The 21901-nt window shown below is 58.4% G+C and carries 13 protein-coding genes; 3 read left to right on the top strand and 10 right to left on the bottom strand.

Annotation, left to right across the window (positions count from 1 at the left end):
- Position 1: 1 nt before the first annotated feature.
- The 7 genes from AC6I8J_RS00670 to bcsR all read right to left on the bottom strand — a co-directional run bounded on the left by AC6I8J_RS00670 (position 2) and on the right by bcsR (position 12924).
- Positions 2–1291 carry a dicarboxylate/amino acid:cation symporter gene (locus AC6I8J_RS00670; RefSeq protein WP_161733858.1) on the bottom strand — a complete coding sequence of 430 codons (1290 nt, stop codon included), beginning with the start codon at positions 1289–1291 and terminating at the stop codon, positions 2–4.
- 225 nt (positions 1292–1516) lie between these two features.
- Positions 1517–3523, bottom strand: coding sequence for a biofilm formation regulator HmsP (hmsP, locus tag AC6I8J_RS00665; protein ID WP_253420647.1), 2007 nt, complete (start codon positions 3521–3523; stop codon positions 1517–1519).
- A 117-nt stretch (positions 3524–3640) separates the two neighbouring features.
- A complete protein-coding gene (gene bcsC, locus AC6I8J_RS00660; RefSeq protein WP_497824996.1) occupies positions 3641–7108 on the bottom strand; it encodes a cellulose synthase complex outer membrane protein BcsC in 3468 nt (1155 codons plus the stop codon).
- Entirely contained in the window at positions 7101–9389 is a 2289-nt protein-coding gene (gene bcsB, locus AC6I8J_RS00655) for a cellulose biosynthesis cyclic di-GMP-binding regulatory protein BcsB (RefSeq protein WP_497824995.1), read from the bottom strand. The genes bcsC and bcsB overlap by 8 nt, the downstream gene beginning before the upstream one ends.
- Positions 9390–9398: 9 nt before the next feature.
- A complete protein-coding gene (gene bcsA / locus AC6I8J_RS00650) occupies positions 9399–11999 on the bottom strand; it encodes a UDP-forming cellulose synthase catalytic subunit (protein ID WP_497824994.1) in 2601 nt (866 codons plus the stop codon).
- Positions 11996–12727 carry a cellulose biosynthesis protein BcsQ gene (gene bcsQ, locus AC6I8J_RS00645; protein ID WP_161734212.1) on the bottom strand — a complete coding sequence of 244 codons (732 nt, stop codon included), beginning with the start codon at positions 12725–12727 and terminating at the stop codon, positions 11996–11998. Before bcsQ ends, bcsA begins: the two co-directional genes overlap by 4 nt.
- On the bottom strand, positions 12727–12924 hold the full coding sequence (gene bcsR, locus AC6I8J_RS00640; RefSeq protein ID WP_161734210.1) for a cellulose biosynthesis protein BcsR: 198 nt from the start codon (positions 12922–12924) through the stop codon (positions 12727–12729). The genes bcsQ and bcsR overlap by 1 nt, the downstream gene beginning before the upstream one ends.
- A 199-nt stretch (positions 12925–13123) precedes the next feature.
- Between bcsR and bcsE the strand changes: the two genes are divergently transcribed.
- Genes bcsE through bcsG form a run of 3 tightly spaced genes read left to right on the top strand, consistent with a single transcriptional unit; the run spans position 13124 to position 16510 of the window.
- Positions 13124–14662, top strand: coding sequence for a cellulose biosynthesis protein BcsE (gene bcsE / locus AC6I8J_RS00635; RefSeq protein ID WP_497824993.1), 1539 nt, complete (start codon positions 13124–13126; stop codon positions 14660–14662).
- Positions 14659–14856: a cellulose biosynthesis protein BcsF gene (gene bcsF / locus AC6I8J_RS00630; protein ID WP_098051885.1), complete on the top strand. Its 198-nt coding sequence runs from the start codon at positions 14659–14661 to the stop codon at positions 14854–14856. The genes bcsE and bcsF overlap by 4 nt, the downstream gene beginning before the upstream one ends.
- On the top strand, positions 14846–16510 hold the full coding sequence (bcsG, locus tag AC6I8J_RS00625; protein ID WP_161734206.1) for a cellulose biosynthesis protein BcsG: 1665 nt from the start codon (positions 14846–14848) through the stop codon (positions 16508–16510). Before bcsF ends, bcsG begins: the two co-directional genes overlap by 11 nt.
- 106 nt (positions 16511–16616) lie before the next feature.
- On the opposite strand, the gene AC6I8J_RS00620 is transcribed toward bcsG, so the two are convergent.
- The 3 genes from AC6I8J_RS00620 to AC6I8J_RS00610 are packed head-to-tail and all read right to left on the bottom strand — an operon-like array spanning position 16617 to position 21891.
- Complete coding sequence (locus AC6I8J_RS00620) at positions 16617–17624, bottom strand: family 8 glycosyl hydrolase (protein WP_161734204.1); 1008 nt, start codon at positions 17622–17624, stop codon at positions 16617–16619.
- Between the two features lie 8 nt (positions 17625–17632).
- Positions 17633–18076 (bottom strand): cellulose biosynthesis protein BcsD, encoded by a 444-nt coding sequence (gene bcsD / locus AC6I8J_RS00615; RefSeq protein ID WP_161734202.1) that lies wholly within the window; start codon positions 18074–18076, stop codon positions 17633–17635.
- Positions 18076–21891 (bottom strand): cellulose biosynthesis protein BcsC, encoded by a 3816-nt coding sequence (locus AC6I8J_RS00610; protein WP_497824992.1) that lies wholly within the window; start codon positions 21889–21891, stop codon positions 18076–18078. Before AC6I8J_RS00610 ends, bcsD begins: the two co-directional genes overlap by 1 nt.
- Positions 21892–21901: the final 10 nt, after the last annotated feature.

The following is a 21901-nucleotide window of genomic DNA, read 5'->3' as shown; positions in this document are numbered from 1 at the left end:
ATTAAATTGAAGATTCAGACGCTTTATTCTCCTTATTACGGCCTGCCAGCGTGTCGGCCAGCTGTTTATGATCCAGCTGATCGACCCACTTCGCGACCACCACGGTCGCCACTCCGTTACCGATCAGGTTAGTCAGCGCACGGGCTTCAGACATAAAGCGGTCAATACCGAGTATCAGCGCCAGACCCGCCACCGGCAGATGTCCTACCGCAGAGAGCGTCGCCGCCAGTACGATAAATCCGCTTCCGGTTACCCCCGCTGCGCCTTTCGAGGAGAGCAGCAGCACCACCAGCAGCGTAATCTGATGGAAGATATCCATGTGCGCATTGGTCGCCTGAGCGATGAACACCGCCGCCATGGTCAGGTAAATCGAGGTGCCGTCGAGGTTAAAGGAGTAACCGGTGGGGATCACCAGCCCGACCACTGATTTCTTACAGCCCAGTTTCTCCATCTTATCCAGCATGCGCGGCAGTGCAGACTCGGAAGAGGAGGTCCCCAGCACAATCAGCAGCTCTTCTTTGATATAGGCGATGAACTTAAAGATGCTGAATCCGGCAAACAGACGCGCAATCAGCCCCAGCACGATCACCACAAACAGAACACAGGTGATATAGAAGCAGATGATCAGCTGGCCGAGCTGCACCAGTGATCCCACGCCATACTTACCGATGGTGAACGCCATTGCGCCAAATGCCCCTATCGGTGCCAGACGCATGATCATGTTAATGATGCCGAAAATGACTTTTGAGAAATTTTCAATCACGTTGAAAATCAGCGTGCCGGTGTTACCCAGGCGATGCAGGGCGAAACCAAACAGAATGGCGAACAGCAATACCTGCAGAATGTTGCCGCTGGCAAAGGCGCCAATCACGCTGTTAGGAATAATATCCAGCAGGAAGGGGACGATGCCCTGCTGTTCTGCCTGCTGGGCGTACATCGCCACGGCTTTGGCATCCAGCGTGGCAGGATCAACGTTCATCCCGGCACCTGGCTGCACGACGTTTACCACGATCAGGCCGATAATCAGCGCGATGGTGCTGACAATTTCAAAATAGAGCAGTGCAACTGCGCCGGTACGCCCTACCGCTTTCATGCTTTCCATGCCAGCGATGCCGGTCACCACGGTACAGAAAATCACCGGGGCGATAATCATCTTGATTAATTTAACAAAGCCATCTCCCAGCGGCTTCATCTGGGTCCCTAACTCCGGGTAAAAATGGCCTAACAAAACGCCGATGCCAATCGCCATCAGCACCTGGAAATAAAGGCTTTTAAAAAGTGAGGTTTTCATAAACAGGTGTCCACTAACGCCGTGAGGTGATGTTGTCGGATTCGTTATTGTGACTGGCGGGCAACAGAGGTGGCGCCTGACAGTAACCCGAAAATAACACTCTGTTTACGTGATTAATACAGGGTGACAAACGCCCAGGAAACCCTGGGATCGTAATTCTGAACTGAAACGCTTCAGCAAGGGGTTTTGTAACTAAAATTCTCGCAAAATCAATGAATCAGGCAATTATTGCGGCAGTGAGGATTTTTCGATCCAGGTCTGGTTGAAGCGGCTCACCGGCAGCGCTTCCGCATAGAGGTAGCCCTGACCGATAGCGATGCCGCGCGCCAGCAGCCAGTCGCGCTGCTCCGCCGTTTCCACACCTTCGGCAATCACCTCCAGATGGATAATTTCGGCGATAGCCGCCACGATGCGGACCATGGTGTCGTCATGCGGCAGTGCCGCCACAAAGCTGCGATCCATCTTCAGTTTGTTAACCGGCAACGCTTTCAGCTGATGGAGATAGTTCAGGTTAGAATAGCCCATACCGAAATCATCCAGCGCCACCGCCACGCCGGTCTGCTGCAACATCCGTAGCATCGACATCGCCTGTTCCGCATCGTCAAGCTGAGCCGTTTCTGTCACTTCCAGCACCAGAGTGCCTGGTGCGATACGGTGGCGCGCCAGCAGGGATTGCAGATGAGAAACTACACCGGTATCCCGCAGTTGCACTGCGGAAATATTCACACTCAGCGGCAGCATAATACCCTGTCGCTGCCAGCCAGCCAGAATGCGGCACGCCTCTTCAAACACCCAGCGGCCAATCGCGCTAATCACACCAATCTCTTCAGCACTGGCAATAAACTCTTCGGTCAGACCGTAACTGCCATCAGGCTGGCGCATACGCAGCAGCGCTTCTGCGCCGGTTAACGTACCGGTGCGCATATCCACCTGGGGTTGCAGGTAGAGGGCGAACTGCTCATCGTGCAGCCCCTGCAGAATGTCATGCTCCTGTGTCAGACGCTTCTGAGCGCGCTCGGTCAGCGCGGCGTCAAAGAACAGGATCTGATTTTTGCCCTGATGACGGGCCGACATCATCGCCGAGGTCGCGCGGTCAAGCAGCTCGTTAGCGCTCATCGGCTTGTCGTCGCGCAGCGCCAGACCGATGCTGACGTTAGGACGCAGCTGCAGCTGATGCAGGTTGACCGGCTGATTCAGGCGAATCATCAGGTTGCGCGCCAGGCGCAGCGCACGAAACGGATTACTGGCGCGCTTCATTAACAGCACGAAGTCGCTGACACCGGTCTGTGCCAGCAGGGTATGGTCATCCAGCGTATGCCGGATTTTCTCCACCAGCGTCAGCATCAGCGTATCGCGCTGCTCATCGCGCAGGACGCCATTGGCTTCCTGCAGCGTTTCAATGCGGATCACCATCAGACCCAGAGGCTGTTCAGGGTTACACATGAACTGTTCGACCAGCGCAAGAAACAGCGTACGGTTAGGCAGATCGGTGACGGCAAAATGGGTGGTCAGCCGACTCATCTCGTCATGAATCGACTCCAGCACCTGCTGATTACGGTTGTAGCTGCGGATCAGCATGCCGATTTCGTCATCGCGATGGCTCTGCGGCAGGGTCAGTTTATGCGTCAGAATCGACTGCGGTGGCAACTCCTGCAGCTCGCGTGAGAGATTGCGCAGCGGATGCACCACCAGCCGGTTGATGCACCAGCTGATCGCCACGGAGAGGATCAGCGCCAGCAGCAGATAGGTGATGATCATGGTTGAGAGCGTGCTGAGGATAAACTGGTAGACGCGCGTCGAATTAGCCTGCAACACCAGATAGGCCAGCGGCTTCGGCATCCCGGTATTTTCGACCGAATAGAGCGGCAGGGTAATCTGCACCGGCAGCTCAAACAGGCGGGCCACCAGAAGCGGCACCGGTTTTTCCGTCTCAAAGTCGGCATGCAGGGCCTGAAACGCATTAGGCAGCACCACGTCGGCGCGCGATAAAATACCGGCAGGCTTCAGTGAATGAAGAATGCGTTCGGCCTGAGAAATATCGGCACGCAGCACCGCTTCCGACAGCGGCTGGCGGACGGTGTGCGCGATATTCTCCATCTGCTGGGCGTAGTCAATCCTGCGCTGCTGCACAAAATGAAACAGTTGGATGACGATAAAGATACTGATGGTGATAACCGCAACCAGCGAAACTGTCGCCATCTGCTTTATCGTAAGTGACCGGCTTACGCGCAAAAAATTCTCTCCCGACGATGAAAAAAGCCCAGATAGCAGACAGGACAATGTCCGCCAGTATATCCCAAAAACTGACTTTTTTACCGTCTGAAAAGTCCTGCTTTTTCCCGTTCCGTGTTATTTAAAATCTGCGTAAGGGATCAGCGGCTGTGGCGGCATATCGAGATCGCCTTCCCAGCCGCCGGCAGCATAGCGCACATAGAGCAGACCATGACTCGGGGTGTAATCCTTCGCCTGCTGAATATCGACACCCGCACCAATAAACCAGTTCGACGTCAGCCGTCGCTCAATGACTGCCTGCAGCGTATAGCCCGTACCGCCGCCGGAACTGCTGGCAGAAGACGGATTACTGGCAAGGGTATAGCCCGGATTAACCGGATAACGCTGCTGCGCACTGGTTTTCGAATGTGACCAGGAGACGGAGCCGCCCAGATCAAACGACCAGTTCTCTGTCCGCTGCCGCCAGGTCACCGGCACGGAAAAGGAGAGATACTGCTGCGGACTGTAGTAGCCGCCCTGGCCGAAGGTGTAATCACTGAGATCCTTCTGATAGTGCCAGAGCATGCTGTTCAGCCCGACGGTTGCACGGCGGTTGTCGCTGTTGATGAGCTTGTAGTAATAGCCGCCCATCAGGCGCTCACGGCTGTTATCGGCAACATTTTTACCGGTGATCTGATGCGCGCTGATATCACCCCAGACGCCATGCGCGCCGCCCTGATCGTAACTCAGCCCGATGCTGCCGCCCGTGGCCACCACGCCACCCCAGCTTTTGCCCCCGTTGGCTGCAGGATCGCGCGTCCCGGCATAGGAGAGCAGCGAACTGGCTATCGGCCTGCGTGAGGCAGTGAGTGTGACGCCGAGCTGTTTCACATCGGTTTTCCAGCTCAGCCCGCCGGTCCAGTTAGTGACTTCAAAACCCAGCGGCGTGGTACCGAGGTCAGCCGACCAGGTCGCGTTATGCCAGCCAGCGGCCAGCGCCGTACCCTCATCGCGCTGGCGGGTCTGGCGACTGCAGCCGCCCGAACTGGCGTCGTCACAGCTGCCAAACAGGGCGTCGATGCTGCCGTTTTGGGTGGTAAAGGTGCCTGCGGAGACATCCACCCGATCAAGACGGACAAAGCCCCGGCCATCGGCAAACGGATGTTCCGCCTGCAGCATGGTGGTGTGCGCCGTAAAATCGGAGATGCCGCCGGTACCACTGTTGCGAGAATAGTCCTGCTGCACCGTCAGCGTGGTCTGCTGCTGACGGTAAAGATCGGCCGTGTCGCTGCGCAGGCTGCGCTTCAGCCAGTCATCCTGAGGATCGTTGCGGGTTGCGCGGCTGATATTGCCACGGCTATCGATACCGCTGGCCGTCATCGCCTGACGATAGTCTGTCAGCGCCTGTTCTGGCTGCTGCTGCGCACCCTCCAGCCGTGCCGCATCACGAAACACCAGCGCCTTGTCCTGCGAAGGCGGCAGCGCGGCAGCACGCTGTTTCAAATCGGTAAATAGCGCGACAGCCCGTGTGGTTTCACCCACCGCCTGCCACGCCAGCGCAGCACGGCGATCCGCATTGACGCTGGCCTGTACCGGCGGCTGTTGCTCAAGCGCCTGTCGGGCTTCGCTGTTGCGCTGCAGGGCAACCAGCGCTTCGATTCGTCCCAGCGCCGCATCGCCGTTATCCGGCTGGCGCGACAGCACCTGCTGATAATCCGCCAGTGCCTGCTGCGCTTCACCGCGTTCCAGCGCCCAGTCGGCCAGTAGCAGGTCGCGCTGGCTGGAAACCGGCTGCTGCTTAAGCAGCGTCACCGCTGCCTGCTCCTGCCCGGCGACGCGCAGCGCCTCAGCCTGGTCAAAGATCTGATCCTGCTTCAGGCGGTCAGCCAGCTCGCGCATATCGCTGCTCCACTGCGCGTCGGGCAGCCGATGCAGCGAAGCCATCGCCTCACTATTGTTATCGTTGCCTGAGAACCAGAGTGCGGTCGCATAAAGCGCGGTGGCGTTTTGGGGATGCTTCTGCAACAGTGCGCGCATTACCGCATCCGCCTGCTGTCCGGCTCCGCCGTTACGCAGTGCACCCGCCAGCCGGTAACTGAGCCAGACGTCATCCGGTGCCAGCTCGCGCGCCTGGCGATATTTCTCTGCGGCCTGCGACCAGCGCGCCTGCTGCGCCAGGGCATCCGCCTCCGCGCGCAGGCTGTCGCTGCGCAGCGTCCGGATTGTATCGGCCAGTGCACGCTGCTGTGCAGCGGGCAAGGTAGTGATAAATTCCATCTCGCGGGCAGGCGACACCGTCTGATACAGCCCCGCCAGCCGACGCACTGCGGTGATATTGGTGCCATCCAGCCGTCGCGCGCGCTGCCAGAACTGTTCAGCCGCCGCCGTCTCTTTGCGCGCCATCGCCACATCACCCAGACCAATCAGGGCATAGCTGTCGCTGCTGTCATACGTTTGCGCCGCGCGATAGTATTTTTCGGCAGCATCAATATCGTGCTGTGCCAGCGCTTTATCGCCCTGCTCAATCGCCAGCCAGTAGCGATTGCTCTGCAAAAGTGACTGCCATTTACCAATCAGCGTGCTCTGCTGACCCGCTTTAATGGCGCGTTCCAGCCAGAGAATGGCGGCATCACGATGACCTGCGCGGGCCTGAGTTTGTCCCATTGCGCCCATTAATTCGGCATCGTCGGGATTCGCTTTCAGCGCCCGGTTAAGGGTCGTCATCGCGTTATTCACGTCGCCTGCGTCAACCAGCGCCAGCGCCCGCATTCGTTCCCGATAAGCGGGATCGGCCAGCGTCGTCTGCTGCTTCGCGAGCGCCTCTGCGCCCTGCTGGTGCGCATCGCCCTCAGTGAAAACAGCCAGATAAGCTTTAAGCTGTGCCACGCTGCTGTCGCTGATGGGCTGATCGGTGATCTGCTGCAGCCAGAGGTCGGCGGCAGCGGTACGCCCGCCATTGCTGTTTGCCAGCTTTTTCAGCTGCGCTATCGCCTTTTCTGGCTGCTGCTGATTAAACGCCATACGCGCAATTTGTAGCTCAACCCCGATATTGCCCGGATAGCGCTGTTCCAGTGCCTGAAGCTGCTGATAAGCCACGCCCTCCTGACCGGGAAGACGTGCCAGCAGCCGCCAGTACTCCAGGGCGGTATTGGGATCGGGGAAGACGCCGTTAAACAGCGCATCATAAGCGCTTTTCGCCTCGGTCAGTCGCCCCGAGGTGGCAAGCAGACGCGCCTGCTGCAGTTGCTGTCGTCCATCGGATGAGGTCAGCGCCAGGCCGACAGCGGATTCGCGTGTCTCTGCCGAATCAGGTGCAACCTTTTTCAGTTGAGCCAGCAGCAATTGCGCGCTGGCGATATCACCCTGATGCAGCGCCAGCCGCAGACGTGCCGCCAGCACCTGGGGATTATGGGGATCGATTTTCTCCAGCCGATAGAGCGATTGCTGTACCAGATCGTATTTGTTGGTCGACTCGCCGGTACGGACCTGGGTCAGCAGCCAGTCGACCGGTGAGACTTCCGATCCGTCAGCGGACGCGGCCATTCCCGGCAGCGCACTTAGCGCGCCGAGCAGCATGCCTGTCCGCAATAACTGAGCGTTATTCATCTTCATCCAGTAAACGACGACGGGTAATAATTCGCATCAGACGCCATGTCATCAGCGCGAACAGCACCACCACAAAGAACGCACAGAGTGCCAGCCAGAAGGGATGTGAAGAGAGCAGTGACCAGAGACGTTCCCACCACGGCAGATGGCCAACAAAGTAGGTCTCTCCAACGCGCAGGCTGTTGACGCCAGACTCACGGATAATCGCCGTGGAGCCTGAGATCGCCTGGCGTTTGCCGCTGTCATCCAGCGCCTCATCAAGCAGCTGCCAGCTGCGCGGACTGCCATCGGCGAGCAGTGCCACCACACTGCGCTGATCGTAAAACGGCGACTGGAAACCGATCACGGTCGCCAGCGGGCCGCGTGAACCAATGGCTGTGGTACTTTCCGCTGCTCTTTCAGCCTCACTCAGCGGCTGAACAGGCTGAGAAACCTTGCGCGCCGGGGTTTTCAGCCAGCTGGCGGTGGCATCGACCAGCGCCGTGATCCGACGGTCATCCTGAAGATCTTTAGGAATATCGCCGATCATCAGCAGATCCGCATCCTGCTTTTTCGCCGTACTCCAGTCATCGGTAAGCTGCACGCGCAGCGCCGGATAGCCGGTCTGCGCGCCCATATTGCCCAGCGCATTCAGCAGTGTACTCACCTGCTGTGCATCAGGGTTGGACTGGACCAGCACCAGCGTCTGGGCCAGATCGGCGTAGCGACTGAACGGGAAGCCAGCATTCGCCCAGCTCTGCAATGAGGGCATTTCGATGTAGTGGCGATAGCCAGAGAAGTCGATGCTGGAATTGTCGTCCACCACCACATGATGTCCTACCGGCGTCACGGTTTCACAACGCCCGTCGGCGGTGCCCCCCATAAAGGTATTGGCATAGTCAAAATCAAAGCGCAGCTGGTTAACCACGCCCAGCCGCAGCGCCGGGATCAGCAGCTCATGATTCTTGTCCATCATTCCCTGAATCAGCGGAATATGCAGCAGTTGCTGCCCGGCCGTGTTTTTCGGCACCAGCGGGTAGTCCTGAATAAACTGATTATTCAGGTTAACGGCCAGTCGTGAGCCATCCGGGTGAACAGGCGAGGTGTAGCGATAGCTCAGATCCATATCGATACCGCGCGCGCGCACCAGGAAGAGATCGGGCGGCAGGTTCAGCGTCAGACTGATCGGGTTGGGCTGCAGACCGTCAGACTGCAGCTGGTTTTCATACTGCGTCAGCTCAGCAAAAGTGGTGCGGCGATCGGTGCGTACCCAGTTTGGCGCATCATAGGGCTGACGCGGTGCCCGCAGTGTGACGCGGTCGACGGTCGCGCTGTCGCCGCGTAACAGCAGCTCGCCCTGCGCAATCCCCTGCACCGCCGTCAGCAGATCGTCGTCGTTGCGTCCCAGGATCAGCAGCATCTTTTCATAGGGGCTGTCAGGCTGGCTTACCATCGCCACGGTCGGCTTCATCACCGGTGGCAAATTTTTCAGGAAATCCGGGCGTGCATTGTTGGTGGCAAACACCACCGCATGCTGCTGTTGCGGCAACTGATTGTAGAGCACCGGAAAATGCTGTCCGCGCCAGGCCGCTTTGCTGCCGAACCAGGAGGCCAGGATCGCAGCGGCACGCTGCTGGTTAACGTCTGGCCGGGCAGCAAACACCATCGGCAGGGTCAGCGGCCGCGTGTCGCGCGTATCAAGAAAGGGCTCCGGGAAATGAGACAGGTCGTTTTTCAGCGGCAGTTTTTGTAGCGTCAGATCCAGACCGCTCTCTTTGCCGATATCGAGCCAGATGGTGCTGTTGGCCGGATTTTCACAGATGTTGGCGTAGTGACCGACCAGCTCAAAGCGCACGCGGTTAAAGTCGGCGATAAAACGGGGATCGATCGCCAGCTGCACCTGATTCTGTTTGCCAGGCTGTTCCGGCGTCAGGGTGATCAGGCTCACCAGCTCATCGTTGAGATAGACTTTCAGCTGCGACAGCGTGGGCAGCAGCGCAGGCGACGGCCGGTAGCTGAGATTAAGCAGCGCACGTGTCACCACCTCATCACTGCGCACCCCGAACTCGATCTGCCCGCTGGGGCGGGTTCCGCTCAGCGTCATGCTGCCCGGCTGCGGGGCCAGCTTAACGAAGCTCAGCTGACTGCTACGCAGCGGCGCGGCAGGCTGCTGGGGCAACGATTGCACCGCCGTTTCTCCTGTGGCCATGATCGGCGCACTCTCCTGCGCCACTGCGCAGTTCAGCGTTGCCGAGCCCAGCAGCAGTGCAGCGACCCACCTGTTTATTCCTGTTGTTGTCATATCATCAACTCAATGCAGATTTTTTGAAGCGGGCACGCGTCCGATGCCTTGCGGCAACAGCGAAGCCAGCCAGCTTACCCCAGCGGTAAGCAGGTTAAACAACCGACGTAACTGCGGCGGGCCATATTCCGCCAGGCGCAGATAACCTTTAAAGCCGAGGATCATGATGTCGGCCAGACTCTGCACCGGCTTATCCTCCGGAAAACCGTCCTGCCACAGTGCCCAGGTATCGGCACGGGCGAAGGTACACTGGATAAAATCAATATGTTGCTGGGTGGTCAGCTGATGCAGACGGACACCTGCCCGACGGCCAAAGACACGCTGGACCTGGCACGGAAAACTGAACTCCTGCTGTCCACGACGCAGCAGCAGCCAGACTTTTTCATTTTCCCGCAGCGCATCCGGTTCGCGCATTTCCAGCCCTACGCCGCCGTCAGAGTAATCACGCAGCGTACAGGGCAGCATGTGACCATCCTCGCGTGCGATGGCAGCGGGCATGGCAATCTCTACCCGATGCGCCTCGCGGATCTGTCGTGCTTCAACCGACACCGCTACCGCGCCACCGAGAATAATCATGTTGTAGATCACCCAAATCAGGCTTACGCATACCGTCAGTATCTCGTTTGCCGGACCATGCTGTATGCGCCAGAACGCCATCAGCACACCCGCCAGATTGAGCAGCACCAGCAGCATATAGGGCTTGGTGATCACCCAGTCCAGGTGCTGCTCCTCGACCAGTCCGCCTTTGGCGGTAACGTTAAACTTGCCTTTGTGGGGATTGAACAGCGCTACGGTGGTCGGGCGGGCGATATACCAGGCCAGCACCGTCTCGTAGACTTCGCTCCAGAAAGAGTGACGCCAGCGCCCCTGGATACGCGAGTTGGTGAGGCTGGTATGCAGCATGTGAGGTAAAACATAAATCGCGATCGCCAGCGCAGGCGCGTAGATGATGTAGGCATGGCAGAGTAAAAATGCCAGCGGCGCCAGCAGGAAGATCAGCCTTGGAATGCCGGACAGAAAGTGCAGCATGGCGTTGGCATAACAGAGCCGCTGCACCCACTTCAGCCCTTTACCAAACAGCGGATTATCCAGGCGGAAAATCTGCACCATGCCGCGTGCCCAGCGGATACGCTGTCCGATATGCGCTGACAGGCTTTCGGTTGCCAGTCCGGCCGCCTGAGGAATGCGGATGTAGGCTGAGGTGTAGCCAAGCCGATGCAGACGCAGCGAGGTATGAGCATCTTCAGTCACGGTTTCTACGGCAATACCGCCAATCTCTTCCAGCGCGGTACGACGCAGAATGGCGCAGGAGCCGCAGAAGAAGGTGGCGTCCCAGGTATCATTACCGTCCTGCACCAGCCCGTAAAACAGCGATCCCTCATTCGGCGTACGGCGAAACCGCCCGAGATTGCGCTCAAACGGATCGGGCGAAAAGAAGTGATGCGGCGTCTGCAGCATCGCCAGCCGGGGGTCCTTGATAAACCAGCCCATGGCCATCTGTAAAAATGAGCGAGTTGGCACATGGTCGCAGTCAAAGATCGAGACGAAGTCGCTGCGGCAGTACTTTTTCAGCGCGTGGTTGATGTTGCCCGCCTTGGCATGTTCGTTAGAGGGGCGCACCACATAGTTAATGCCAATGCTGGTGGCAAATTCGCGGAATTCCGGTCGGTTGCCGTCGTCGAGCAGATAGATAGTCAGGCGATCTTTCGGCCAGTCAATGCCCAGCGCAGCATAGAGCGTCGGTCTGACAACGCTGAGTGGTTCGTTATAGGTCGGCACCAGCAGGTCCACCGATGGCCACTGCGAACGGTCCGCCGGCATAGAAACTGGCTGACGGTTAAGCGGCCAGAGTGTCTGGAAATAGCCCAGCACCAGCACCACCCAGGCGTAGGTCTCTGCTGCAATCAGCAGCAGACCAAAGATCAGGCTCAGTGGATCGTCCCAGTTCAGCGTCGAGGTATAGCGCCACCAGAGGTAGCGGCACGATACGGTCAGCGACAGTACGATCAGCATCATCGTGGGGAAACGCCCCGGTATGCGCCGTACCAGCATTGCCAGGCCCCAGAGCAGTACGACAAAAATAAACTGGGTCATGAGACCAAAGGGCTGGCTGATACAGAGCAACGCCAGCAGTGAGGCAAAGAGGGCAATAACAATGAAAAGGCTGCGTCGCATCAGCGGCGACAGGCGCTTCAGCCGCTGTTCAAGACGCGTATCAATGCCCTGGGTTTGCGAGCGGGCGACAAGATTATCCAGCCAGCGATAACCGTGGTGCCGCCAGTCAGTCAGCACGCTCAGGCGATTAACGCCGCCGCGCCCGCGCGCACCCGGTAGCCGGATCACAATCAGCCAGAGTGTCTGAATCAGATAACGCAAAATATCCAGCGGACGCGGACGCTCTGGTGAGATGTGCGGATAAAGTCGGCGACGCTGCTGAATAACACGCTGCCAGGCCGGGCTTTCGAAACGGAGCAGCATCACCCCCAGAACAGACCAGAACAGGTGGAGTGCACTGGCGAAGCGTGAAGCGCCGTTGCCACGCGCGGTGGTATAGCCGCTGTGCAGCGATTGCCAGGCGGGAGCAGTCAACAGCCAGCGCAACGGGTTCACGACCTCACCCCATTCAGATTGAGCAGCAGCCAGTTTGCCAGCGTGATGATCTCTTCGCTGACTAACGCATGTGGCCGATATTCACCGACCGGCTGCTTCATCATCAGCGATTCAGCCAGCGCCTCATCGCGGTGGATTAGCAGCGGTATCAGCTCTGTCAGCGAAGCCATCCAGAGCTGATGGAGGTCCTGCTGCAGACGACTGTTAGCATTAAACTGATTGATAATAAACCGGGTATGCACTGGAAAATGACGCTGGCTCAGGCGTAAATGACAATTCGCGTCTGGCTGAGTGACGCACAGTACACCGTCCAGTTCCGGATAGAGCGTTTCGTGCCACGGCAGGGGATCGGCGGGCAAATCGAAAATAATCCACTGATAGCGCACCTGCAGGTCCGGCAATGCCTGGAGCAGCGGCGCGGCCACCGCCTCATTCTGGTGGGCAATAGTCAACGCATGCTGATGAGAAAGCACACCATGAGGAAGCAAATCAGGTCCATTGGGATAGCGAAGCGCGGCATGCTGCCACGCCTCATCATCGCACAGCGCCTGCATCCAGCCACTCTCCTGCTGAGCGGGCAGATTAAAATGCACGCCGAGCTGACTGACCGGCGAGCCGTCGATCAGTAAGACCCGCTCGCCGAGGGTCGCGAGCGCCCAGCCGAGTCCTGCACAAAGAGAGGTTGTGCCAACGCCGCCCCGCACGCCCTGAAGCGCTATCAGCGGCATCAGTCAGGTTGCTCAGGCTGGCTGGGGAGCGTTTCCGCTAACAGCGGCCAGCGTGACACGATCTCTTTCAGGCGCTCTTCACGTGCAATATCGACATAGCGAAAAGAGTGCAAAGAAAAGGCGTCACGCAAAGCGCTAATATCATCCTGACGCTCGCCAGCAGTGGCGACAGGGTTATAAAGATTCTGGTTTTTCATTACTGTTCGCCAAAAATAAAACAATGTCAGATTCAGAATGACCGGCCGCGCGTAAAAAGGGCATTAAAAAATTTCCTGAAACGCGGCATTTGCACAACATTGTGAGCCAGCCTGCCATCAGAAATCTTTAAATTTCTCAGGTTACATCCTGGCCTGTCTATAATAAGCTAGCCTGGACTGGAAAAATAACGAATTCAATATGAAAAATTCTTTTTCGCTAGGGCTGTTGCATGTTCAGCCTGAATTAACGGCATTGCAAACCCCTGGCTGTTATTGGGTCACTTGTGCACGGCAGGATGACGCCCGCACTTTTATTCGACAGGTGATTTCACATCAGCAGGCCGTCACGCTCATCAGCGCTGATCAGCCGCCGCGTGATTTACTGACGCCCGACCCGGTCGGCGGTCCTGACCGTATCCCGCTGTTTTCTCTTCCCAAAAGCAAACGGAGTCTGTTGCAGCTGGAAAGTGATTTTCTGCGCACGCTCGGCAGTAAAAACGGCCTGGTGATATTTAACAGCAGTGCAGCGCAATGGGATAAGCTCGATGACGCCGAATTAACGCGGTGGATAAAGGGTATGCGCCACACGCTGCATAAAAGAAAACTCACGCTTTTAATCGTGACTTCCGGTTCCACTATAATAAACCTGAGTAATAATCTTCAGCGTTATTTTCGTCAGCTGGATGGCGTGGCGCATTTGGGCTTTCAGCAGGATAGCTGGCAGTATCGAATTAACTGGTGGTATGCAGCAGAACGCCTGCTGGCCGATCGTGCAATACGCCTGGGCTGTGAAGCGGATCGTTTCTTTACTTTAAATGAAAATCAGGAACCGCTGAGCCTTAATGACGAGCAGCATTATCTTGCAGACAAAATAGTGCTTGAGGGTGCACCGTCACTTTCACGCCAGTGGCAACTCTTTGATGATAATGAGCAGGTCTGGTTACGGGCTCAACAGGCCAATGCCGCAACGGTTATTTTCAGCCTGACCCGAAGCGACCTTATCAACGAACTGGCGAAGTTTGTACACAGCCTGCGACGCGGACGCGGCAACGGCCTGAAAATTGTGGTGCGTGAGATGGGTGCCAGCCTGCGTTACAGCGACGAACGTCTGCTGCTGGCCTGCGGGGTAAACGTTATTGTGCCGACCAACGCGCCAATGTCGCGGTTTCTGACCACACTTGAAGGTCTTCAGGGACAGGTGTTTAACCGCCGTGTTCCCGCCAGTCTTGAAGCGTTAACCGCGTCGTTGCAGCCTCTGCATGAAAAAGGCTACCTGCGGCTTGACGCCTTCTGCCAGTCAGTCAGCCAGTTGATCAGTAATACTTTACTGCCGGAAAATGATAAGGGCCTGCTGGTGGCGTTGCGGCCGGTGCCACAGCTTAAACCGCAGCAGATTCTGACACTTTGTAAGCCGCGCCGCTTTGGCGACCTGGTCACGGTACTGGAAGATCGCGTCATTCTGTTTCTCTCCTCCTGCCGCTATAACGATCTTGATAAAGCATTGAAATATATATTTTCATTGCCCCATGACGAGCTGTTTGCAAACCGAATGGTCTGGTTCGAGGATAATCAGATCCTTGCGGAAGTCAGCAATATTAAGAAACTGACGCCCATGGCGATTCAGGATCTGACGCCGGTATCAGAGACAACACGTGTCGCCGTCGAGCGCCGGCACGAAGCGCAGGAACGCTCAGCTCCCCTGCCCATCACTTTACTGCCGGAGAATGAATCCCGATGAACCTGATGGATTGGGTACAGATTGCGCTGCTGGTCGTTGTTATTTTGCTGATTTTAAAGCCGGTCTGGCACCAGTGGCTGCCGCGTCGCTGGAATGGCCTGCTGAATCGGCTGTTGCCTGCTCGCGCGCTGAAGTCTGAAGGTCACTGGCAGCGTCAATCTCCAAAAACGGATGCAAAAATTAATGAAAAATGATCAACCCGCTGCGGCCCACTCTTCCCGTTTGTGGTCCTGCTGGCGCGGACTGGGCGGCTGGAACTTCTACTTTTTAGTCAAATTCGCCCTGCTGTGGTACGGCTACCTCAATTTTCACGCCCTGAGTAATCTGGTGTTTCTTGCCTGGCTGCTTTTCCCGCTGCCGTCGGTTCGCCTGCATCGCCTGCGCCATTGGGTCTCGATCCCTGTTGGCCTCGCGCTGTTCTGGCATGACACCTGGCTACCGGGACTCAGCAGCATTCTCAGCCAGGGCGATCAACTGGCGGGCTTCTCGGGTGCTTACCTGCTCGATCTGGCTGACCGTTTTATCAACTGGCAAATGGTGGGTGCCCTGTTTGTTCTGCTGGTGCTCTATCTGTTTATTTCACAGTGGGTTCGCATCACCGTGCTGGTTTCGCTGATGCTGATCTGGCTCAACGTGCTGACCATTGCGGGTCCGGCGATGTCGCTGCTGCCGACCCGCGCGACGACCCCGCCGGTGGTGCTGAATCAGACACCGGCTGCTGCCAGCCAGGCCGCTGCCGTGCCGGATGGGCTTGATCAGTCAGCCGCGCCCACCAGCGCCAGCCTGACCGCCTGGCTCAGCCGTTTTTACGAGAATGAACGCAAGCGCTACACCCATTTCCCTGACAGCCTGCCAGCCGATTCGCAGCCGTTCGACATCCTGGTGATCAACATCTGTTCACTCGCCTGGTCCGACATGGATGCCGCCCAGTTGCGTAATCATCCGCTGTGGCAGCACGTCGACATCATGCTGACCAACTATAACTCCGCCACCAGCTACAGCGGACCGGCGGGGATTCGTCTGCTGCGTGCCAGTTGCGGTCAGATTTCGCACAGCGAACTCTACAAACCCACCGATTCACGCTGTTATCTGTTCGATAATCTGGCGAAGCTGGGCTTTAAAGAGCAACTGATGATGGATCACACTGGTGTGTTCGGTAACTATCTCAAGGAACTGCGCGAGGGCGGCGATATTCAGGCACCGCTGATGTCACAGGCGGGCATTGCCCCGGAGCTGACCTCATTCGACGGCTCGCCGGTGCTTAACGATGCTCAGCTGATGCAGCGCTGGCTGGACGAACGCAGCAAGAGCAGCGATGCCCGCAGCGCCACCTTCTACAACCTGATCCCGCTGCACGACGGCACCCGTGAGCTGGGCAGCACCCAGACCGCCCCATGGAAGCCGCGCGCTCAACTGCTGTTTGATCAAATCGACGCCTTCCTCACCCAGCTGGAGAAGTCGGGCCGTCGGGTGATGGTGCTGGTCGTACCGGAGCATGGTGCCGCACTGCAGGGTGATAAGATGCAGATGTCAGGCCTGCGGGATATTCCCAGCCCTGCCATTACGCATGTGCCGGTGGGGATTAAGTTTGTCGGCATGAAAGCCCCGCATCAGGGTCAGCCTCTCAATATTGATGCACCGACCAGCCTGCTGGCGATCTCAGAAATTGTGTCGCGGGTGGTGGATGGGCAGGTATTTAATGCGCCGAATGTGAATATGTCGGTATTGACCGACAAGCTGCCGCAGACGCCAGTGGTGTCAGAAAACGACGGGGCGGTGGTGATGATGTATCAGGGCAAGCCCTGGATCAGGCTCAACGGCGGCGACTGGGTGCCCTATCCGCAGTAACGCCTTACCGCCGGATAGCAGAAGTATGTGTCAGGCGCGGCTCAGCGCCTGACACACCGGGTTATCAGCCGCATAATGGCGGCCAGCGCCGACGTTATGCGATTGATCAGCGCTTCTCCTGAAACGCCTGCCAGGTCAACAGTTGCAGGCTGGCAGAGAAGTAGTTTTGATCGGCAGCCAGCGTATCGCTCAGATAGCCGGTCTCATTCAGCGTCAGGTCACGTACCGCCAGAAGACCGCCCTCAAGATGATAAGGGGCTGGTGCATTCGCCAGCACATCGAACCAGGCGGGGGTCAGCATGCGGCTGTAACCCTGCCAGACGCGCTGAAACGGCACCAGCGCCAGACTGTGCGGATCGTACCACCAGATGTTCAGCGGCACGCGAATCGCATCGTAGCTGAAGCGGTTTGAATAGCCGACAGCCGGCGCAACCGACCCATCCGCATTCAGCGCGACCCAGTCCAGTGGCAGGCCGGTTTTGCCAAAGCTCAGCTTACCCAGCAGATCAAAACCATCATTAATCAGCTTATCCCAGACCTGCAGATGACTGCGCTCGCCAAACTCCCGCCACGCCTGAAACAGGAAGTACGAGGGATTCAGCACCACGTAGCTGGTTTTATTGAAACCCTGTGCACCCGGCAGCAGGACGGTATGGCCGCCAAAGCTGGTCACATCCAGCTTGATGATGGCGCGCTGAATGCGGTCAGACGCCTGCTGATAGCTCTCCTCCTGCCATTTCTGTGCGGCGCGCTGTAGCGCCCATGCCAGCAGCACATCGCCATCCGAGGCGTTATTTTTGTCAGCCACCGGATTATCACTGCCCGGCACATAGCGCCAGTAGAAGAGATCGGTCTGCGGATTACGCAGCTGAGTGCGCGTCCACTGCCACAGCCGATCGAAGGTGGCGCGATCGTTGTTGGCCACCGCCAGCAACATGCCATACCCCTGACCTTCGGTGTGACTGACATTGTTATTAGCGGTGTCCGTGATCCGCCCTTCGGCGGTCAGAAAACGGCTTTTAAAGGTATCCCAGCCGCTGGCACTTGCCTGCGCGCTGCAGGCCAGCAGTAAAACAGAGCAGATCCAGCCCATCCAGAATGGCTTACGTTTCATTTCTGATCCTATTGATATCGATAGTGCAGCGTGCTGCCATCGTTGAGTTCAAGCGTCACCGGCACCATTCTGCTGCCGCCCTGGCCCTGCAACCAGCCTGAAAAAAGTCCGGCGATGACCGCACCAAACGCCGCCTGCCAGTCAGCCGGAGAAGGGAGACTGTCGCCTGCCGGTAAGGCGTGATACACAATCAGCAGCGCCTTCTCTTCCGGCTGAAGCTGCACAAAGCCCCAGTTAAACCGCGCCAGTTGCAGGTTGGCCTCGCGCTCCAGATCCTGCACGGTGCGCGACTCTGGCAAAGGATAGCGGGTCGCCAGCGATTCACCCATCCTGTAGAGAAAGGCTTCCGCCTCCTGCTGACCGGCGTTGGCGATCATCCCGTCAATCAGTACGCTGACCAGGTCAAACCAGCCCGGCTGATAAGGATGCGATACCCCCGAATGTTCACTCATTACTTCTCTCCGAACAGGTAACGGACATAGAGCCGGGCGCTGCTTTCGTTGTAGTCACCAAAGGTGTCATAACCCAACTGGCCGCCAATCGTCACATCTTTATTGAGTTTGTAGTCCGCTCCGGCGTGCAGGTTATAGCCGATGCCGTTTTTACTGCCGCCAGAGTAGTAAGCGTCTTTCACGCTGCCGCTGGCAGCAAGAGATTCCAGCGCCGACTGCAGGCTGGCATCCGACGGGAAGTACGCGCTCTTATCCTGACTGTAGGTCTGATAACCGGCTGCACCGCCGATATTGACTTTTAAATCGTCAAATTTGCGGGTGAACTCTATCGGGAACGAGACCGACGCGTAGTTCTGCGGGCTGAAGTAACCACCCTGCCCATAGCTGAAGTAACTGAGATTTTTTGAGAAGTCCATCCACGCCAGATTCATGCCCACTTTCAGCTCGCGATCGTCACTGTGGAACGGACGGACATAGGCCCCGGCAGTCGCCTGCAGGCTGTTGTTGCTGGCGACATTCTCGCCAAGGTAGCTGTAAGCGCCGCCACCAGCGTAGAAGCCCGCATCGCCATTGTCATAGCTTAACAGGGCGTTCGCGCCGTTCTTCGTGACCCGTCCCCAGCGTTTGCCGCTGGTTTTATCTTCTGCGCCGACATAAGAGAGCAGGCTGTCGGTAATCGCGCGACGCTCACCGGTCAGGATCAGCGTCAGGAAGTCGGTCAGTTTCGGTGACCACTGCACGCCACCGACCAGCGTACTGAGATCCTGGCCCAGCGGCGTACTGCCGATATCCACTTTGTAGCTGTCGCCTTTCAGCGCCAGATTCAGCTCGACGCCAGAAGCGGTCTGCGAATCGGTAGTCGCGTTGGGCAGGTCATTGACCGTCGCGCCGCCTGCGGCCACGACGCGGCCCTGGCTCAGCGCATTGGTGCCGAAACGACGCCAGGCATCAGCTGCGCCACTGCCCGCCGTCAGTGAGACCGGCGTGGCGGTAAAGTCGAGACGCGCCTGTTCAAACGGCACGGTAGAGAAGGTCAGCGGCGCTTTGGCTTCCGTCAGCTTGCTCAGGCCCGACTCGCCATCGCGCCCGCGTACCTGCACCATCCCCTGACTCCAGGTGCCGGTTTTCTCCTGCAGCGAATCCATCATGGTGTCGATGTCATGCAGAATCCGTGACTGCTGAGAAACCGTTTTACTGCCCGCTGCCGGTTCATCCTGCGTGGTCACCCCCGCAGTAGCCGCCACTGGTGAAGCCTGCCACGGCAGCACGGTACCGTAGCTGGATGGTGAACGTCCCACCGGCGAGGTGGTGCGGTTGATAAACGGATTGTCCGCCAGCGCCAGGCCGCCCACGGTCGGCACACTGCCAGACTGCACGCCCTGCAGGCCAATCAGTTGCCCGCGTGCCGAACGCAGATACGCCATCGCCTGTGAATGCTCGCCATTGGCTTCAGCGACCCGCGCCAGCAGCAGCAGGCGATCCGGAGTCTGCGTGGTGCTGTTAAGGCCGCGGCTCAGTTCACTGGCGCGCTGCACATTGTTCTGCGCCAGCGCGACGTTGATGGCCCCGACACGCGCATCCTGGGTCGGCGTATCCTGGGTCATCAGGTAGTCATACACGACTCCCGCATCCCGGTTCATCTTACCGTCCTGATAGAGACGGGCCATCGCGAACATCAGATCGCGGTTCTGCGGATCCTGCTGCAGCGCACCTATCAGCTTGTCATAGGCCACTGCGTACTGCCGCTGCTGCCGCAGGCGATCCACTTCGTTAATCAGATAGCCGTTACGAATACCGGCCAGCTGCGCCGGGGTACTGCGCGCCTGCAGCTCCGGGTTGCTGAGGAAGCGCTGCGCCTCACTGCCGAGGCCTGCCTGATTCAGCACCGCCATCTGCGCGGCATAATCGCCCGCATTGCCCTGTACGCCACGCTGCAGGTTCGTCCGCACCACTGATACCGCGCTGGTGAGATCGCCCGCTTTTGCCAGCTTCTGCGCCAGGTTTCCGGCATCCACCGGATTAGCGGGCGGCGTGACCGTGAGCGCTTTCAGGGTATTGGTGGCGGCGGCCATCGCGCCCTGCGCCAGATATTGATCGGCGGTGCTCATCTGCAGATTGAAATTCACCCGCTGCGCCAGCTCACGCATCGCCGCCGTCTGTGCGTTTGCGGGAATGCGCGACAGCAACGCGCTGGCCTGCTGCCAGCCACCGCTTTCGCTGGCGTTAAGTGCACCGGCATAGAGCTCGCTGGTGCTGGCCCCGTTGCGCATCACCGGCTGCATCACGTTGGCCGCCAGCAGCGTATCGCCCTGCTGACGATAGAGTCGGGCTAAATCGAGCCGCAGCCAGCCATCGAAGGGATAGCGCTGAATGCCCTGCTGCAGTGTCGCGATAGCAGCGGCGTTGTTACCGGCCGCCTGCTGCCGCTTCGCCTGCTGACGCAGCGCATCGGCTTCATTGGCGCGTGGCGTGACGCTCTGACGTACGTTGTCCGGCAGTGCCCCCAGCAGCGTACTGGCTTCGGCACTGCGATTCTGCTGACGCAGAACGTAGAACAGCCCTTCTTTGGCGCTGCGGTTGTCCGCATCACTTTGCAGAATGGTGCGGTAGATCTGCTCAGCCTGCTCAGGCTGATTGGTGCGGCGTAGCACGTCGGCGCGGAACAGCCTGGCGGCCAGCCCTTTTTCGCCGTCAGCCTGGGCCAGCGGTTCGCTTAAGGTCAGCGCCTGCGCCGTGTCGCCGCTTTTCAGCGCCTGCTGCGCGCTGGCCAGCTGCGCATAAAAGCGGGCATCGTCGGCCTGCTGCTGGCGCAAGGAACCCTGATCGCCGCCCTGCTGAGCAGACCGCTGCAGATAATCTGCCGCTTCCTGATAATGTCCGGCTCGCTGGGCCACATAGCCCATCCCCGCTAACGCATCGGCATCCTGCGGATTCGCACCCAGCACTTTTTCAAAGCTGGACTGCGCACCGCCGACATCACCGCTGTTCAGCGCGCTGAATCCGGCCCCTTTTTCTGCGCCACCGACATTTTTACGATAGTAGTCGATGACGGCGGAGTCCTGCGGATGACGCTGCTGCCAGGTCTGATAGAGTGCCGCGTCTGACGGCTGCGGACCGAGCCACAGCAGCGCCTGTCGCAGTGAACGATCGGCATCCTGATTACCACTTGCCAGCGAACTCAGCACCTCAATGCCTTCGCGACGGGTCGGTTCCTGCCAGGTCAGCGCTTTACCCAGCGCCAGCCGTGCGCCGGTATCCTGCGGATGCTGAGCCGCAAACTGCCGCAGCGCCTCAACGGCCTGCGGCAGCAGCGTACGGTCACCCGCCATCGTAAGATAATATTCCGCCGCCACGCTCGGTGGCGGCTCATTACCACTGAAGGTGTTGCGCCAGGTCTGTAATGCCGCCGCAATGTTGCCGCTGCGCGCCTGCTGACGTGCCAGCGAAAGCTGCGCCTGCGGAATGGTCTGCATCTGGCGCGCATTATCCAGCTCGCTCAGGTGCGGATCGCTGGGAGAGACCTGGCTGAGACGGGCGCGATACTGCGCTGCGGCAGCCGTGTCGCCACCCTGCTGTGAATAGAGGGCCAGCAGATAGAGCGCCTGGGTGTTGCCGGGTTCAACCATCAGCACCTTTTGCAGTGAGGCTTTCGCCAGGTCGTCATGTGCTTTCTGATGCCAGTAGGAGGCCTGATCGAACAGAGCCTGCAACGCCGGATTGGCGCTTTCTGCCGCCAGCAGCGGCGGTGACAGGGCCAGCGCGCTGCCCAGCAGCAACGCTTTACGAATACCGGCACTTAACGGATTTTTTTTCATTATTGTTGTC

It is taken from the genome of Pantoea sp. X-Soil-ISGK-355, assembly GCF_059730805.1.
This window is presented reverse-complemented; position numbering and strand designations above follow the sequence as displayed.